The sequence below is a fragment of the Shewanella pneumatophori genome (genome assembly GCF_023283895.1).
GTDB lineage: Bacteria > Pseudomonadota > Gammaproteobacteria > Enterobacterales > Shewanellaceae > Shewanella > Shewanella pneumatophori.
On record NZ_JAKILB010000015.1, the window covers coordinates 102,864 to 119,127 of the forward strand.

At 44.2% G+C, this 16,264-nt stretch carries 18 protein-coding genes; 12 read left to right on the forward strand and 6 right to left on the reverse strand.

The window, feature by feature from the left end; translation table 11 throughout:
• The first annotated feature begins 2 nt into the window (after nt 1–2).
• From gspI to L2740_RS18585, 6 genes are read left to right on the forward strand one after another with little or no spacing between them, the layout of a single operon-like run.
• Nucleotides 3–374 carry a type II secretion system minor pseudopilin GspI gene (gspI, locus tag L2740_RS18560; RefSeq protein WP_248471662.1) on the forward strand — a complete coding sequence of 124 codons (372 nt, stop codon included), beginning with the start codon at nt 3–5 and terminating at the stop codon, nt 372–374.
• Nucleotides 355–1,086, forward strand: a complete 732-nt coding sequence (gspJ, locus tag L2740_RS18565; protein WP_248951540.1) for a type II secretion system minor pseudopilin GspJ — start codon at nt 355–357, stop codon at nt 1,084–1,086. Before gspI ends, gspJ begins: the two co-directional genes overlap by 20 nt.
• Before the next feature lie 2 nt (nt 1,087–1,088).
• Nucleotides 1,089–2,069 (forward strand): type II secretion system minor pseudopilin GspK, encoded by a 981-nt coding sequence (gene gspK / locus L2740_RS18570; RefSeq protein ID WP_248951541.1) that lies wholly within the window; start codon nt 1,089–1,091, stop codon nt 2,067–2,069.
• A 46-nt stretch (nt 2,070–2,115) separates the two neighbouring features.
• Nucleotides 2,116–3,303 carry a type II secretion system protein GspL gene (gspL, locus tag L2740_RS18575; RefSeq protein ID WP_248951542.1) on the forward strand — a complete coding sequence of 396 codons (1,188 nt, stop codon included), beginning with the start codon at nt 2,116–2,118 and terminating at the stop codon, nt 3,301–3,303.
• A gap of 1 nt (nt 3,304) precedes the next feature.
• The gene (locus tag L2740_RS18580) at nt 3,305–3,781 is read left to right on the forward strand and encodes a type II secretion system protein M (protein ID WP_248951543.1); all 477 of its coding nucleotides are present in this window, start codon (nt 3,305–3,307) and stop codon (nt 3,779–3,781) included.
• A 9-nt stretch (nt 3,782–3,790) separates the two neighbouring features.
• Entirely contained in the window at nt 3,791–4,549 is a 759-nt protein-coding gene (locus tag L2740_RS18585) for a type II secretion system protein N (protein WP_248951544.1), read from the forward strand.
• A gap of 63 nt (nt 4,550–4,612) precedes the next feature.
• Here L2740_RS18585 and yrfG read toward each other — a convergent pair whose 3' ends face one another.
• A complete protein-coding gene (gene yrfG, locus L2740_RS18590; RefSeq protein ID WP_248951545.1) occupies nt 4,613–5,281 on the reverse strand; it encodes a GMP/IMP nucleotidase in 669 nt (222 codons plus the stop codon).
• A 98-nt stretch (nt 5,282–5,379) separates the two neighbouring features.
• Between yrfG and nudE the strand changes: the two genes are divergently transcribed.
• The 4 genes from nudE to L2740_RS18610 are packed head-to-tail and all read left to right on the forward strand — an operon-like array spanning nt 5,380 to nt 8,957.
• A complete protein-coding gene (nudE, locus tag L2740_RS18595; protein ID WP_248471669.1) occupies nt 5,380–5,934 on the forward strand; it encodes an ADP compounds hydrolase NudE in 555 nt (184 codons plus the stop codon).
• Nucleotides 5,935–5,978: 44 nt separating this feature from the next.
• Nucleotides 5,979–6,788 carry a 3'(2'),5'-bisphosphate nucleotidase CysQ gene (cysQ, locus tag L2740_RS18600; RefSeq protein ID WP_248951546.1) on the forward strand — a complete coding sequence of 270 codons (810 nt, stop codon included), beginning with the start codon at nt 5,979–5,981 and terminating at the stop codon, nt 6,786–6,788.
• Complete coding sequence (locus L2740_RS18605) at nt 6,781–7,242, forward strand: GNAT family N-acetyltransferase (RefSeq protein WP_248951547.1); 462 nt, start codon at nt 6,781–6,783, stop codon at nt 7,240–7,242. The genes cysQ and L2740_RS18605 overlap by 8 nt, the downstream gene beginning before the upstream one ends.
• A gap of 5 nt (nt 7,243–7,247) precedes the next feature.
• On the forward strand, nt 7,248–8,957 hold the full coding sequence (locus L2740_RS18610; protein ID WP_248951548.1) for an MFS transporter: 1,710 nt from the start codon (nt 7,248–7,250) through the stop codon (nt 8,955–8,957).
• A gap of 39 nt (nt 8,958–8,996) precedes the next feature.
• On the opposite strand, the gene mnmH is transcribed toward L2740_RS18610, so the two are convergent.
• The 3 genes from mnmH to L2740_RS18625 form a co-directional block, all read right to left on the reverse strand.
• Entirely contained in the window at nt 8,997–10,094 is a 1,098-nt protein-coding gene (gene mnmH / locus L2740_RS18615) for a tRNA 2-selenouridine(34) synthase MnmH (protein ID WP_248951549.1), read from the reverse strand.
• Entirely contained in the window at nt 10,094–11,134 is a 1,041-nt protein-coding gene (gene selD / locus L2740_RS18620) for a selenide, water dikinase SelD (protein ID WP_248951550.1), read from the reverse strand. Before selD ends, mnmH begins: the two co-directional genes overlap by 1 nt.
• Nucleotides 11,135–11,318: 184 nt before the next feature.
• Nucleotides 11,319–12,425 (reverse strand): fatty acid desaturase, encoded by a 1,107-nt coding sequence (locus L2740_RS18625; protein WP_248951551.1) that lies wholly within the window; start codon nt 12,423–12,425, stop codon nt 11,319–11,321.
• 138 nt (nt 12,426–12,563) lie between these two features.
• Between L2740_RS18625 and fabR the strand changes: the two genes are divergently transcribed.
• Nucleotides 12,564–13,178 carry an HTH-type transcriptional repressor FabR gene (fabR, locus tag L2740_RS18630; RefSeq protein WP_202723586.1) on the forward strand — a complete coding sequence of 205 codons (615 nt, stop codon included), beginning with the start codon at nt 12,564–12,566 and terminating at the stop codon, nt 13,176–13,178.
• Nucleotides 13,179–13,237: 59 nt separating this feature from the next.
• On the opposite strand, the gene trmA is transcribed toward fabR, so the two are convergent.
• On the reverse strand, nt 13,238–14,335 hold the full coding sequence (trmA, locus tag L2740_RS18635) for a tRNA (uridine(54)-C5)-methyltransferase TrmA (RefSeq protein ID WP_248471676.1): 1,098 nt from the start codon (nt 14,333–14,335) through the stop codon (nt 13,238–13,240).
• Between the two features lie 198 nt (nt 14,336–14,533).
• Between trmA and murI the strand changes: the two genes are divergently transcribed.
• Nucleotides 14,534–15,337, forward strand: coding sequence for a glutamate racemase (gene murI / locus L2740_RS18640; protein ID WP_248951552.1), 804 nt, complete (start codon nt 14,534–14,536; stop codon nt 15,335–15,337).
• 13 nt (nt 15,338–15,350) lie between these two features.
• Here murI and L2740_RS18645 read toward each other — a convergent pair whose 3' ends face one another.
• Nucleotides 15,351–15,806 carry an RNA recognition motif domain-containing protein gene (locus L2740_RS18645; RefSeq protein WP_248951553.1) on the reverse strand — a complete coding sequence of 152 codons (456 nt, stop codon included), beginning with the start codon at nt 15,804–15,806 and terminating at the stop codon, nt 15,351–15,353.
• Nucleotides 15,807–16,264 lie beyond the last annotated feature (458 nt).

Consider the following 16,264-nt stretch of genomic DNA (forward strand, 5'->3'; position numbering starts at 1 on the left):
CCATGGCTATTAAGCAAAAAGGCATGACCTTGCTAGAAGTGATCGTCGCATTAGCGGTGTTTTCAATCGCCGCGGTATCGATTACCAAAAGTCTTGGCGAACAAATTGCCAATATGCCGATTTTAGAAGAGCGCACCATGGCGCAATGGGTCGCCCACAACCAAATGGTTGAGGCACGCCTTGATCCAAAGTTTCCAGATATTGGTCGTAAAGACGGCCAAGTAGAGCTCGCCAATCAAGAGTGGTATTGGCGTAAAGAGGTCATTAAAACGACCGATGATAATTTTAGAATGATCCGCATCAGTATCAGTGATGACGAGCGATTTTCCCGTACTATCGCTGAAGTGAGTAGTTATGTACTTAAAGCGGATTAACACAATGCGCGGCTTTACGCTGCTAGAGATGCTAATCGCTATCGCGATTTTTGCCATGTTAGGGCTAGCAGCAAACACAGTGCTGAGTACTGTGATGAAAAACGATACCGCCACCCGTGACTTTGCCGCCAAGTTAAAGGCGATGCAGCAAGGGTTCGGTATTATTGAGCGTGACTTGAATCAAATGGTAGCACGCACGCCGAGATTGTTAGAGGGCGGTCGTGGCACCACAGTATTTCAAACGGGCAGTAATATGCTCGACTCGGAATCCGAGTCATTAGTGTTTTTCCGCCTAGGCTGGTTAAATCCTGACGGACTGCTGCCAAGAGGCAGTTTGCAGTCGGTGGCTTACGTGGTGATGGAAGGCAAGTTACAGCGCTGGTATTACGCATATCCTGAGCCTGAATTTGGCGCAGAGCCGATTAAAACGGTGATAATGGATAAGGTTATTTCAGTGGAATATGCCTTTTTTGCCGATGATAAATGGGAGCGTAAAACTGACGCAACCAAGCTACCAAAAGCCATCGCCATCGAAATTGAATTTGAAGATATTGGTAAAGTTCAGCGTAAGTTTTTAGTACCACAAGGCGCGCTTGCTGGCAGTAACGATGACAGCAACAATGGTGGTAATAATAATGGCGGCAATAACAACGATAGTGATGACTCTAAGCCTGATGACGACAACGGTAACCAACAAGGCGGAGGAGAGTAATTATGCCTTCTAAGCAGCGCGGCGTTGCTCTTATCGTAGTCTTGTTGATTGTGGCTATGGTGGCCATTATTGCCACCAACATTACTTCGCGTAATCAGTTGTCTGTTAGGCGTACGTTGAATATGGCGCAATACGACCAAGCGTTTTGGTATGCCATTTCAGGTGAAGAGATTGCCAAGAAAGTATTAAAACAAGATTTGGAAGACTCTGATACCGTGCACTTGCAGCAGTACTGGGCTCTGGCTGATGTTATTTTTCCGGCTGAGAAAGGTGAAATCGCCGGTAAGATCACCGATATGCGCGCCTGTTTTAATCTCAATTCGTTGTCAGCACCGAGTGAGAAAGTTGAAAACGGTCAGCCTAAAATGCCATTACCAGCGGTGCAGTTTAAAGGCTTATTGGTCGCGCTGGGTATGGATGAGTTTGCCGCAGAGCGTTTAGCGCAAACCACCAAAGATTACATAGATGAAGATACCGTAAGTGGCCCTTATGGTGCAGAAGATGCGGAATATGAGTCGCGTAATGTACCGTACCGAGCAGCAAATACTTTGCTGAGCCATAAAAGCGAACTGCGCGCTGTTATGGGCTTTACTCAAGATATTTATTTAAAACTGGCACCTTACGTATGTGCTATCCCAGGCAACACAACGCAGGTATTAAACGTTAATACCGTGCCAGTAGAGCATGCTGCAATTATTGCGGGTATGTTCGATAACAAGATTTCTGTTGGTGAGGCTGAGAGCATCATCAATCAAAGACCGCTCGACGGTTATGATGACATCAATGAGTTTTGGGAAAACTCATCAGTGGCATCGCTTGCCGGTGACGCCAAGCTAAAATCAAGCTTTGGGGTAACCAGTAAGTACTTTCTACTCGATGCGGGGGCGAAGGTCGACACCGCAGTATTTAGATTAGAAAGCGTGCTTTACGGCGACAGTAAGAAATTAGAAGTGTTATCTCGCCAGTTTGGTGGGCAAAAATAACAACAGTCCTTTAAATCCATTTAAAGAGACTTGTGGAGATAAATCAGTGAGTGAAAGACTATTTATCCGTTTAGGACAAACCGCAGAGCAAGCATGCTCTTGGCTGGTTTGGTCTGAGCAGGAACAAGAAATTATAGGTTCTGGCGAGCTTAACAATGCCAGTGCACTATCGACCCTTACTGAAAGAGCGGGTAATCGCGGTGTTGACGTTTTAGTGCCAGCATCAAGCATTACGCTAACCGAAGTCGATTTGCCGGAAAAAAGCCAACGCCAAGCGATTAAGGCGCTGCCATTTATGCTGGAAGAAAACCTCGCGCAAAATGTTGATGAACTGCATTTTGTGACGGGGCCGCGTAATGGCGACGCGTTAAGTATTGCAGTGGTGGCACACGAGCAAATGCAAATGTGGATCGAGTGGCTTAGTGATGCTGGCCTTAAAGCTAAATGTATTGTGCCAGATTGCTTAGCACTGCCACTTGCCGATTGCGATTGGGCGGCAATGACCCTAGGCAAAGAAGTCTTGCTACGCACAGGAGCGGGTAGCGGCGTGAGTTTGAGCCAAAACTGGCTTGATATGGCGTTACCTCAGCTGTTAATTGCTGACACGCAAACCACGGTTGCTGGTTACACTGAGTTGCAATTGGCGGGCACGCAAATAAAAGCTCAGCCATTAGATTTGCCTATGTTGGTGCTGGCTAAGGGCTTACTCAATGCGCCAATGAACTTGCTATCAGGCGTATACAAGCCAAAGAAAGAATACGGTAAGCACTTACTATTGTGGCGTAATGCCGCTATCGCATTTGCTGTAGTGATCGTTCTAGCCTTAGTTAACAAAGGCCTAAACATCCACCAAATGAATACAGCCGCCGATGAATTACAAGCGCAAAGTGAGCAGATCTATAAGCAAGTTGTGCCTGGCAGTTCTCGAGTGGTAAACCTGCGCTCACAAATGGGCAGTTATGTACGTACTTTGCAAGGTGGTGGCAGTGGTACTCAGTTCTTTGTCATGCTTTCAGGCATGCAAGATGCCTTTGCTCAAGTGCCTGCGCTTAAGCCAACCACGCTGCGTTTTGATAGCAATCGTAATGAAATCCGCATGCAGGTAACGGCGAAAAATTACGAGCAGATTGAGAAGTTTAAAGAGATAGTGGCACGTTCTTATCAGCTGACTGGTGGTGCGATGAATAGCGGTGAATCAGAAGTCACCAGCACCTTAACCATAAGGAGCAAATAAGATGGAAAACTTAAAAGCATGGTGGAACGGCTTAGTTTTACGTGAAAAGCAGATGGTTTCGGCTTGTGGCGTGGTCTTGGTTATTGGCATTTTATATTGGGGCGTTTGGACGCCAATCGCTAATGCTGAAGCAGAGGCGCAGCGCAACCTAGAAGGTCAGCAAAGCACGCTTAACTACGTTAAGCAAACCGCTAACCGTATTGCAGGCCTAAAACAGAGCGGCACTAATAATGCCTTTAAAGGCAGTTTAAGCGCGGCTGTAAACCAAACTGCGGGGGCATTCGGCCTAGAGATCACCCGGATGCAGCCTCAAGGCAATAAAATTCAAGTATGGATGGATGAAGTGCCATTCGATACGTTATTGAATTATCTTAACGAGCTAGTGCAAAACAAAGGCTTGTCGCTAGAGAGTTTAGATTTAGCCGAATCGGATACTCCGGGCTACGTTAATGTGCGTCGTATTCAGCTGTCGAAATAAGGTGTTGTGGTGAAATTAGCAAAAAAGATAGCGTTAGGCTTTTTAATCTACTTGGTATTTTTAGTGGTGTTGTTTCCAGCCAGCATGGCGGTAAAGCTAGCTCCACTGCCAAACAATGTCGCTATTAGCGGTGTATCTGGCACGATTTGGGCTGGCAGCATTGATATGCTAAGCGTGCAAAAGCGCCAAGTAGAAATGATCACTTGGGACTTAGATGTGCTGTCATTATTAACAGGCACTGTTAAGGCTGATGTGGTGATTGGTAGCCGCGCAAGTGCAGTTAATGGCAAGGGGACGGTTGCTTATTCAATGTCTGGACTTGATGCCTCAGGCTTAAGGTTTGAAGCGCCAAGCAGCTTTTTGTTAGGACGCACTAACTTACCGTTTAGAACCAAGATTAATGGCGACCTCAGTGTGTTAGTTGATAACTTTGAGCAAGGCTTACCTTGGTGTGAGCAGCTTTCAGGTAAGCTGTTTTTAAATCAGGTAAACGTTACTAACCAGTTTGGTAAGTACCCACTTGGCGATATCGCATTGGGCTTGGCATGTCTTGATGGCAAAGTGGAATTAACCACTGATGAAAAGTTAAATGGACTCGGGTTAGACGGCACTATCGTTTTAGCGGATAACAAGATGGTACAAGTTAACGCCAAAATCCGTGAAGTGAACACTCAGCCTGATGATTTGAAAAAGGCGCTCTCTTTCTTAGGCAAGAAAGACAGTCAAGGATATTACCCTATTACTTATCAAGGCCGCTTACCTATCTAGTTAGAGCATTCTTGATAGAGTTTATAAAGGCGCTGATATAGCGCCTTTTTTATGGCTGACTCTTTACTTTTGCTGCAGTAGTTCATCAAGTAAGTGGTGATAATCCTCTATCGCAGGAAAGTCATCAAACACCTTATTCGGCTTTTGGCTGTCTGGATTAGCGATACCTAGCTGATAACCGACACCAGCGAGTTTTGCTGCTGCTAAAATGGCTTCGTTATCATCAATAAACAAACAACGACTAGGCTCTAGGTTAAAGCGCTCAAATAATTGCAGCCAAAATTCTGGATGCTCTTTGGGATAACCAGTTTCGTGGCTCGATATCATGCTGTCTAACCCTAAACCTAGCTCGGTATGTTCCAATTTTAGCCCTAGGTTTTTAGGATGCGCATTGGTGACTAAAATCCGTTGTTTACCCGCACGTTTAAGCGCATTTAGAAACGGCATGCTGTCTTGGCGCATTTGAATCCGCTCAACCAATGTGCGGTGCAGCGCCATAATGTCTAAGCCCATCTGTTGCTCCCAATATTCAAGGCAATACCAATTCAGCGTACCTTCAACCTTGGTGTAGCACTCTTCAACCCATTCACTGGCCTGTTGCACTGAGATATTGCGTTGCTCGCTGAGTACTTTAGGGATCAACTGCACCCAAAAGTGGTTATCGAAATGCAGGTCTAAAAGCGTACCATCCATATCGAGTAAAATGGTGTCAATATCTGTCCATGGAAACATAGTTGCGCGATCCTAGAAAATTCATGTTGTAGATTGGGTGAACAATAGTAAGATTATACTGAATTAAATGACAAGTCGGCAGCGGCACTGGGATGTGTATGACTAAAAAAAATCAGAAACCGGAAATTTTGCACGCTGAAGTCGTTGCTCAAAGCCGACTGTTTCAAATCGAACAAGTGCACTTACGCTTTTCTAACCAAGTAGAGCGCCAGTACGAGCGCATGAAAGGCAATAATCGTGGCGCAGTAATGGTTGTCCCTGTGCTCAACGGCGAGCAGTTACTGCTTGGGCGTGAGTATGCCGCAGGTACTCATAGCTACGAACTGGGCTTTCCTAAGGGCCTAATTGACCCTGGTGAAGAAGCTCACGAGGCAGCAAATCGCGAGCTGCAAGAAGAGATTGGCTACGGTGCTAAAAAGCTAACTCATTTAATGGAGCTAAGCTTAGCCCCGGGATACTTTGCCAGTAAGATGCAGATCTTTATTGCTGAAGATTTGTATGAAAGCCGCCTAGAAGGCGACGAGCCAGAACCGATAGATATGGTGACTTGGCCGCTAGCGGATTGGCAGGATTTATTGAATCAAGAAGATTTTTCTGAATCCCGTAGTGTAAGTGCTTTATTTTTAGCGCAAAAACATCTACAACTAAGTTAGCAAAATTCGAAGTAGGTCATGGGTATTAGGCTGTTGGAGTAGTTATGAAGCCAGAGAATTGTGTAGATCAGGTTATTGAAATCGCCACACTTGCAGGTAAAAAGATCCGCGATATTTACCAAAAGGGGGATTTTGAGCGTGAGATTAAGTCTGACAATACGCCAGTGACATCTGCAGATCTCGCTGCCCATGAAATTATCACCAACGCGTTAAAGGCGCTGACTCCAGATATTCCGGTATTATCGGAAGAAGATGCCGATATTCCTTTTGCGCAGCGCTGTGATTGGCCTCGTTATTGGTTAGTGGATCCACTTGACGGTACCGGCGAGTTTATTGCCGGTAGCGGTGATTTCTCTGTGATCATTGCGCTGGTCGAGCATAACCGCCCAATCATGGGCGTGGTATATGCGCCGATGACCGAAGTTTGTTACTACGGTATCGCTGGTCTAGGTTCTTATAAGCGTAAAGATGGAGCTGAAGTACGTATTAGCAGCAAACAGCTAACGAATGACTCTGATTCTCTACGCTTAGCAGTCAGTCGTCGTCAAGATCCTAAGTCAGTAATCAAGCTGTTTAATCAAGATAAACACTGTGAATTGGTGGTACTAGGCGGCGCAGCGTTAAAGAGTTGCCTAATTGCTGAAGGTCGCGCTGACTGCTACGTACGTATTGGTCCAACAGGTGAGTGGGACACAGGCGCAGCGCAAATTATTGTTGAAGAGGCGGGAGGTCAGATAATGGATCTCAACCTGCAACCTTTGACATATAACGAGCGTGAGTCGTTAGAAAACCCTAACTTTATCGTTGTTGGTTCTCCAGCCTTAGAATGGGATCAGATCTTAATCAATGAATGATGTGATTGAGTTTGGTCTTGCGACTAAGTCAGATCTTATCGCGATTGATGCCCTCGAACAGCAATGCTTTGCTGGACATTGCTATCCAGATTTTTTCTTTAGACAAGCCCTAGATTGCTGGCCACATAGTTTTTGGGTAGCAAAAGACGCGCAAGCTAAAGTGATGGGTTACCTACTCGCATCAACAGGCGCTGAGGCCGATGTTTGCTGGATTTTATCTATTGCCGTTGCCGATACTGCTAGAGGTAAAGGCATTGGCACTAAGCTTATCTCAAAGCTGATTGAAACGCTGCCAGCTCAGATAACCCAAGTTAACCTAACCGTAGACCCAAACAACCCAGCCAAAGCCTTGTACGCCCGTAGTGGCTTTGTCGAACACGCCTTTGAAGCTGATTATTTTGGTGAGGGTGAGCCAAGACAAGTTATGCGCTATTTAAAAGCGGAGCATACTTAAAGCCGATGATATTTAGCCGACGTTTTTTACCCTACTTTGTCACCCAATGCTTGGGGGCGCTTAATGACAATGTGTTTAAAAACGTCTTGCTACTGTTAGTGGCTTATTCCCAAGTCGATGAGTTACCTATAGATGTAAACCTGTTTGTTAACTTGGCGGCGGGTTTATTTATCCTGCCTTTCTTACTGTTTTCTGCTCATGCGGGGCAGGTTGCTGATTACGTCGATAAAGCATTATTAATTAGAAGATTAAAGCTGCTTGAATTGGCCATTATGTCGGTGGCGATTTTTGCTATTGTTAGTCATAGCTATCTGATAATGCTGCTATTACTGTTTTTAATGGGCGTACAGTCAGCTTACTTTGGTCCGGTAAAATACTCACTATTGCCGCGAGTGCTGGATAATAGCGAACTGGTGTCGGGTAATGCCTGGGTTGAGATGGGCACTTTTCTCGCTATCTTGGCCGGTACTATTTCTGCAGGATTGATCGTTGCCAGCAATAATGCAGCATCTCTGGCGGCTGCAAGCGTATTCATTTTGGCCTTGATTGGTGCGTTTGCTAGTTGGTTTATTCCGAGTATTCCGGCCCATTCTACGCAAAAACCGCATTTTTCTATTGTTGCTGCAACTCTTGCTAGCATTAAAAAAGCCCGTCGCACGCCGGGTATTTGGATAGCCATTTTAGCCATAAGCTGGTTTTGGTTTGTGGGCGCAACTTATCTCACGCAATTTCCGAATTTTGCGCGGGTGACCTTGCATGCAGATCCTACAGTGGTTTCTTTGTTGTTATTGCTATTTTCTGTCGGTATCGCCGTCGGTTCTTTCGTTTGTGAACGCCTGTCTTGTCGCCAAGTAGAGTTAGCTATTATGCCGCTAGGTTTAGTCTTACTTGCAGGCTTTGGTATTGATCTGTACTTTGCGATCCCTACTAAACCTGAGCTAGCAGTGCTTTATAATCTACAAGACTTTATTGGCGCTGCGAGTCATTATCGACTGATGCTTGATCTGTTTATGATAGGTGTGGGCGGCGGCTTATTTATTGTGCCGCTGTATACCTACATACAGGCTCGTGCTAAAGATGGTGAGTGTGCGCAAGCTATTGCCAGTAACAACATCATTAATGCGTTATTTATGGTGACTTCTGCGATATTTGCCATGCTGATTTTGAATGTTTTTCAGTGGCAAATTGAACAACTGTTTTTACTATTGGCTGCGGCGAATATGCTGGTGTTCTCTTGGTTATTGCTAGGCTGGCCGGAGTTGTTGCTAAGCATAAGCAGCTATTACCATCGCAGAGTTAAATATAAAGTCAGCTTGGATGATCCTAACGCATTGCATAAACAAGCTAAGCTGCTTGTAGTGGCTGATAACTTAAGTTGGCGAGACATGATGCTGCTTTACGGCAGCTTTACCCACCCAGTACATTTTGCGGATGGCATGGCTCAAAGCTTAAGTATCAATCGACTTTATCGTCGTGCGTTATCGCGTACGTTATTGAGTATAAGTAATCTGGCTAATGGTAATAGAACTGCAAATATTGAGGCTGCTGAGCTTGATGTCGACAGTGTTATTTGCGTCAGTACTACGCAGTTAAAGCAAGCTCAGGCAGAGCAAAAAGATTACATTAGTGTCGCTACCAAGGTGATTGAAGTGACTGTTAAAGATGATGCAGCAAAGCGATTAGTGGTAGAAATACGCCCACTAACAGCAGCCTAGTTAGTAAAAATTGCCAGCTGTTAGTGAGGTACAAGTGTTTTATTGGTTATCTAACCATTGATGCATGGCTTGGTGATCGCCTTTAAAGATAATCCGTTCAGCTTTTTTATCAATTTGATATTGATACATAGGGTCGTAGTACTTTACCAGTAGCAACTCAATCCAGGCTAAGTGCGCACTGGTATCGTTTTGGTTAAACTGAATCGATAGCGCATTGCTAATCATTGCTTGCAGCTCATCATGGCGTTTACCGCCAAGACGTTTCTGAATCCCGGTAATACTCTGGGCTAGGTATTGAGAGAACGCCTCAAAGCCTTTAGCTTCACCAAGTCTTTGAACATAACCGCTATGCATCTTATGTACATATTCGTTTAACAGACGTGCTAAGCGAGCCTCTAACGACTCTTCTAATACCAATACATTGGCAGCCTGCATACCCGCATAAAATGCTTGTGGCAGCGCTGAACGGCCAATGAGATAGCTTTCATCTTCAAGCAGTAAGTGTTTAGCTGCACTGTCTTGATGCTTCAGCAGCGCGACGCCAAGCGCATTCTCAAAGTTGATCTGGCTTGGCTGGCTTTCGTGGTAACGACCAAAGCTAGATCCTCTGTGGTGTGCTAACCCTTCAAGATCAATGGCCTCTTGGCGCTTTAATAGAAAATCTGTCTTACCGCTGCCAGTAATGCCGCTTAAAATCAGCATAGGTTTTATGTTTGGCGCAGTATCAATGGTTTCAATTAAAAACTGGCGCATGGCTTTGTAGCCACCTTCGATAAACGGAATATCTAAGCCTGCTTCTTTGAGCCATTGTTGGGTTAGCTGCGAGCGAAGTCCACCACGAAAACAGTAAAGGTAGCCATTAGGGTTGTTGCTAAAAAATTTAACCCAGGCAGCGACTCTTTGCTGTTTTACATCGCCATTCACCAATGAATGGCCTAGCTCTATTGCGGCTTGTTGACCTTGCTCTTTGTAGCAAGTGCCTACCAGACGGCGTTCTTCATCCTCCATAAGTGGATGATTAACGCTGGCAGGGAAGGCGCCTTTGTCAAACTCGATGGGCGCACGTGCATCCATTATTGGGTGATCGCTAACGAGTATGCGGCGATATTCGCTAGCGGGCACTTTATTGAATGACATTAAACCAGCTCCACGGTTTTACCCGCATTATTTTTAATTAGCTGACCAATACAAATAGGCTCAATGCCGTTTTCAGCGAGTAATGCTGTTAGTGCTATTTCGCCCTCTTCGGCAACGGCAATAAGTAAGCCGCCGCTGGTTTGTGGGTCACAAATAATCGCTTTTTGCTCATTAGTTAGTGATGGTAAGTGCTCACCGTAACTGTCGAAGTTTCTGTGTGTACCACCAGGAATGCAGCCTAATTCTATGTAGTGGCGTGCATTTGGTAACAGCGGCAATAAATTCACATCAATCTTAGCGCTAAGATCTGCGCCGTGGCACATCTCTAGTAAGTGACCTGCGAGGCCAAAGCCAGTTACGTCTGTTAGTGCGTTAACTTGTGGGATTTTTGCGATTTTAGGGCCAAGAATATTCAATTGGCACATGGCTTCGGCTGCCGTATTTAGGTCTGCATCGGCAAGTTTCTTCTGCTTTTGTGCAGTAGTTAAAATGCCGATCCCTAAAGGTTTAGTCAGGTAAAGTTTATCGCCAGCTTTAGCGGTATCGTTTTGCTTTAACTCTTCCAGCGGAATTTGCCCAGTAACGGCTAAACCAAAGATAGGTTCTGGCGAGTCAATACTGTGACCACCGGCTAGCATAATACCTGCGTCAGCACAGGCTTTGCGGCCGCCATCAACTACTTGTTGGGCCACTTCTGCTGGCAGTTTATTAACCGGCCAGCCTAAAATCGCAATCGCCATCATTGGTGTACCACCCATGGCGTAAATATCACTAATTGCGTTCGTCGCTGCAATGCGGCCGAAGGTAAACGGGTCATCAACAATAGGCATGAAAAAGTCAGTCGTACTGATAATACCTGTGGTTTCATTTAGCTTATAAACCGCAGCATCATCGCGTGTCTGGTTACCTACCAGCAGATTAGGATCATCAAAAACGGGTAACTGAGTGGCAAGAATGGTTCCCAGCACTTTCGGTGAAATTTTGCAGCCGCAGCCCGCACCGTGGCTATATTCGGTAAGTTTGATTTCTGAATCTGACATGAGCTTAAATCGCCCTAAAAAGGTAAGTAGCCGATCATAATAGACCCATACCCCAGTGACTTCAATCAACCGCAAGTACAAGTTGAGACTTGGGGCTTATCCTAAAGAGAATAAACAACTCAATTGGTAATTTTTGACCTGAAAATAAAAAGCCGCTCTAGGGAGCGGCTTTTTGAGTTGCGGGTTAACCAAAGCTGGCAGTAAGGCTGTGCCAGCTTTTTTGCTGTTGCTTAAAGCGCAGCTTTAGCTCTTTTACTTGGCTAAGCAGATGCTTATCAGCAAGCTGTTGTCTCTTGGCCTCAAGCAAGGCTTTTTTGGCCGCGTAATATTCAGCAAGGTGAGTTTTTAAGGTTTCATACTCGGCTTGAAGCTTGTCGATAAGCTCTTCACTATTTGGTAAGTGTGCCACCTTATTCTGGGTACGTTTCAGCTGCATTTGCAGGCGTGCATGTTCAATTCTTTCTTGCGGCACCACGCGGCGGCCATCTGCTAAGCCTACCAATGCTAAGCCATCAATTAGCCATTTAGTTGGGTCGTACTGCCACCAATGAATACCGTTACGGTAGTCATTCTCAAAAATATGATGGTAGTTGTGATAGCCCTCGCCATAGGTTAACAGCGCCAAGAAGCCATTATCGCGAGCGGTATTTTTATCTGTATACGGCTGTGAGCCCCAGATATGTGCTAAAGAGTTAATAAAGAAGGTGCAGTGATGAACCACAACTAGGCGTAACAATCCAGCTAACAGAAGCATGCCGAGTATGTCACCGTTTAACCAACCTAATAGTATCGGTAAACCAAAGTTCATAATTAGTAGTAGCGGCAGATAATACTTGTGCTGCCACATGACGATTTTATCGTTTTGCAGATCACGTACGTTCTTATAATCATGGTAACGCTGTGATTGATATTCGCGCAGCATCCACCCAATGTGGCTGTACCAAAAACCCATCTTGGCTGAGTAGGGGTCTTTGTCGTTATTATCAACGTGCTTGTGATGAACTCTATGGTCGGAAGACCAGTGCAATGCGCTGTTTTGCAGGGCAAGCGCGCCACCTAGAGCATATAAAAATCTGATTGAAGCATGAGCTTTATAAGTACGGTGCGACCACAATCTGTGGTAACCACCGGTAATAGATAGGCCGCTAGCAAAAGCAAGTACCACAAAGGCTAGCCACTCGATAGCTTCAAATCCGTATGCAATTCCGTACCAAGGTACGAAGATTACTGCAGAGGCGAATGTGATGGTGAATAGGCTCACATTCATCCAGATGATTGGAGGTTTTTTCATTATAGTTCTATCTCTCTTTGAGCGTACATCTGTACGCCAATTTAACGTGGATAGTGATCTTGGTCAAGTTTGTTGATGCTGCGTTTTGTGTTAAAAAGCGGTATTATTCAAGGAATAATTTTTGTAAGTAGGTTCAAGATGGGCATTAGAGCACAACAAAAAGAGAAAACGCGGCGGGCACTTGTCGATGCGGCATTTAGTCAATTAAGCGCTGAGCGTAGCTTTTCTAGCCTGAGTTTGCGTGAAGTTGCACGTGAAGCGAATATTGCTCCCACTTCTTTCTATCGCCATTTTAAAGATATGAATGAATTGGGCTTAACCATGGTTGATGAAGGTGGTTTAACCCTCAGACAGATGATGCGTAAAGGTCGTCAGCGTGCAGAAGCGGGCGGCAGTGTTATTCGTATTTCTGTTGAAACCTTTATGGAAGTGCTTGAATCTAACCCAAACGTTTTCCGCATTCTATTACATGAACGTTCAGGCACCTCTGCACCTTTCAGGGGCGCAGTAGCTCGAGAAATTGAACACTTTATTTCTGAATTGGCGCATTATACTGAGGCAACTGCTAATCGTTCTCCAGAACTAGCACATGCTCAAGCTGAAGCATTAGTAACATTAGTGTTCAACGCTGGTGCTGCCGCGTTAGATATGAAACGTGCAGACCGTAAAATTTTGGCTGACCGTTTAGTTATCCAGTTGCATATGATCGCTAAAGGCGCTGAAGCGCTGCAGCATAAAAAAGAGCAGAAGTAATCGAATGATTAAACGAAAAACGGCATCCTTAGGATGCCGTTTTTTATTGGGCTGGGAGCTTATTTCTTTTCAAGAAATACACCAGACTCCATATGGTCGGTATATGGGAACTGATCAAATAATGCAAAACGAGTGATGTTATGAGTTTTGCTTAGTTCGCCTAAATTGTCGATCAAGGTATGCGGGTTACAAGAGATATAAACGATACGTTCATAACCTTGTACCAACTTTACTGTGTCTGCATCTAATCCAGCGCGAGGTGGATCGACGAAAATGGTATTACAGTTATAGCTATCTAAGTCGATACCTTCTAAACGTCTAAAGCTACGTTTTTTCGCCATTGCTTCAGTGAAATCTTCAGCTGACATGCGAATGATCTGCAAGTTATCTACTTGGTTAACTTTAATGTTGTACTGCGCCGACTCAACAGAAGGCTTAGCAAGCTCAGTTGCTAATACACGGTCAAAGTTTTGTGCCAACGCAATAGAGAAGTTACCGTTACCGCAGTAAAGCTCTAGTAAATCACCCGTGCTATTTTTGGTGACATCAATAGCCCATTCAAGCATCTTAACTGACACTTTACCGTTAGGCTGAGTAAAGCTGTTTTCAATCTGGTGGTATTGCAGCTGCTTACCAGCAACATTAAGTGACTCAACCACAAAGTCTTTATCTAAAATGATTTTTTGCTTACGTGCACGGCCAATCAAATTAACATTAAACTGAGTGCTTAATGTTTGCTTGAGGATTTTAGCCTGCTGTTCCCACTCGCTATCTAGTTGCTTATGGTAAAGCAGTGATACTAAGATCTCGCCACTTAGGGTTGATAAGAAATCAATCTGGAATAAACGATGGCGTAAAATAGTGTTCGGCTTTAATAGTTCGACTAACGCAGGCATCATTTTGTTAATCAATTCGCTGGCAGGCAGGAACTGATCACAGCGAACTTTACTGTTTAGTTCTTTATCGAACATATAGTAGTAAAGATCTTCGCCTTCATGCCAAACACGAAATTCAGCACGCATACGGTAATTAGCAGGCTCTGAGCTAAATGCTTCAAGCTCTGGAGTGTCAAAATCAGCAAATAACTGAGTTAACTTGACGCGCTTTGCTTCGAGCTGCACATCATAGGTTGTAGGATCCATTGCTGCTAAATTCATATCTTGATCACCGTAGGCATTAAATTAGGGGCGGAATATTATACTAGATAGCTGGGATGTCCAGTTTCTCGCTTCCGATTTTACCTAGCTTGTGGGAAAATTCTAAAGCAATATAGTTAATCCTGCTGCTCGATAGTATGTTTGAGCGCGCACCTTTATACAAACTGATGTTATTTTATCTTATCGCGGAGAATACTTTTGTCGGGACCTATTCTAATTTTTGATTCGGGTATTGGTGGTCTATCCATATTCGATGAAATAAGAAAAGCACTACCAGACCAAAGTTACTGCTATCTATTTGATAACGCGCGTCTGCCTTATGGTGAGCTGGAAGAGTCAGTATTGATTGCTGGTTGTGTTGAGCTGATATGTGAGCAAGTTGCACGTATCAATGCTTGTATGGTTGTTGTTGCGTGTAATTCTGCCAGCACTTTGGTGTTACCAGCTTTAAGAGAGCAACTCTCTATTCCTATTGTTGGCGTGGTACCAGCAATAAAACCTGCAGCGCAATTATCAAAAGCACGCCATATAGGACTGCTCGCAACACCTGGCACTATAAAACGCTCTTATACTAAAGAGCTGATTGAGCAGTTTGCTGAGGGCTGTAAAGTCGAGCTGTTTGGATCATCAGAACTTGTTATGTTGGCAGAAGCCAAATTAGCAGGAGAAGAGATAGACCTTGTTAAGCTTGCTCAACAGCTTAAACCAATCCAGATAACTAACCTTGATACATTGGTACTTGGCTGCACTCATTTTCCGATCGTTGCTAAAGAAATACAGCAAGTATTGGGGCAAGAGGTAACATTACTCGATTCGGGTAAAGCGGTAGCACAGAGAGTGTGCTTTTTATTAGAAGAGTTAAAGCGTGATGCGAAGATTAATCAACAGAGCGATTGGTCAGCTATTTATACAACTACAACTATCAATCAAGGCTTAACAACCCGACTAGCCGAAAAAGGCTTCACTATTATAGTGTCACGATCTTCAGCTAATCTAGGTTAGCTATACATTTATATTATGCGTTATCACTTTTATCTGAATCTTGCGATTTAGCTTCACGCACTTTTAATGTTCTTTCCTGGAAGTCGAACTCATTTAATTTAGCCATAGCTTTCTTAGCACCAGCTTCTGACATTTCAATAAATCCAAATCCTTTACGACGACCAGTCTTACGATCACGAACCAAACGTACAGAGTTAACTGGGCCAAACTCACCAAATAGAGCTTTTACTTCTCCTTCATGTACGCGATAAGGAAGATTACCTACATATAGAGTCATCGTTGGACCACTATATGGTTCGTTGCTGTTAGTTTTAGAAGCAGGCGTTTTAGATTGAAGAGAAAAAATAACGCTCGCAATAATAGCACCAGTAAAGAAAGCAATGGCGCCGTTTAGATCTGGTGCGATTTGAAAAATAGCGAGCGCACCTATAATGGCTACGGCCAATACGATCAAGAATGACTTCTGCATAAATATAATCTCTAAAGAATAAATGAATTGATAACTAACTGTTAATAACCTGCCATATGGTAATGAATTATTAGCCAATAGACTAGTGTGTTGCTGAAAAAATGAACTTTATCTATAACCTAGAACAAACTTGCTGCAAATTTAGTCGCAAAAAGTAGGATAAATAACCTAAAAACGGGGCTTTGTTGAAAACTTCAGCAAGCGAACATTTATTTGATAAAAAGCGCTTGCGCTCTTTTTGAATCTCCCTATAATGCGACCCCACTGACACGGCGCAGCAGGCAACAAGCCAAGCAGCACGAGTTCGAGTTAGTGAGTTAACTTCTTCGGAACGATAACTCTGGTGGCAAGCGGTTTAAGAGCTTCACGCAATGACTTCTGATTAAGAAATCAACGCTTGAAAAACTTCTTAAAATAAACGCTTGACGCCAACAACGGGAAGTGTAGAATACGCCTCC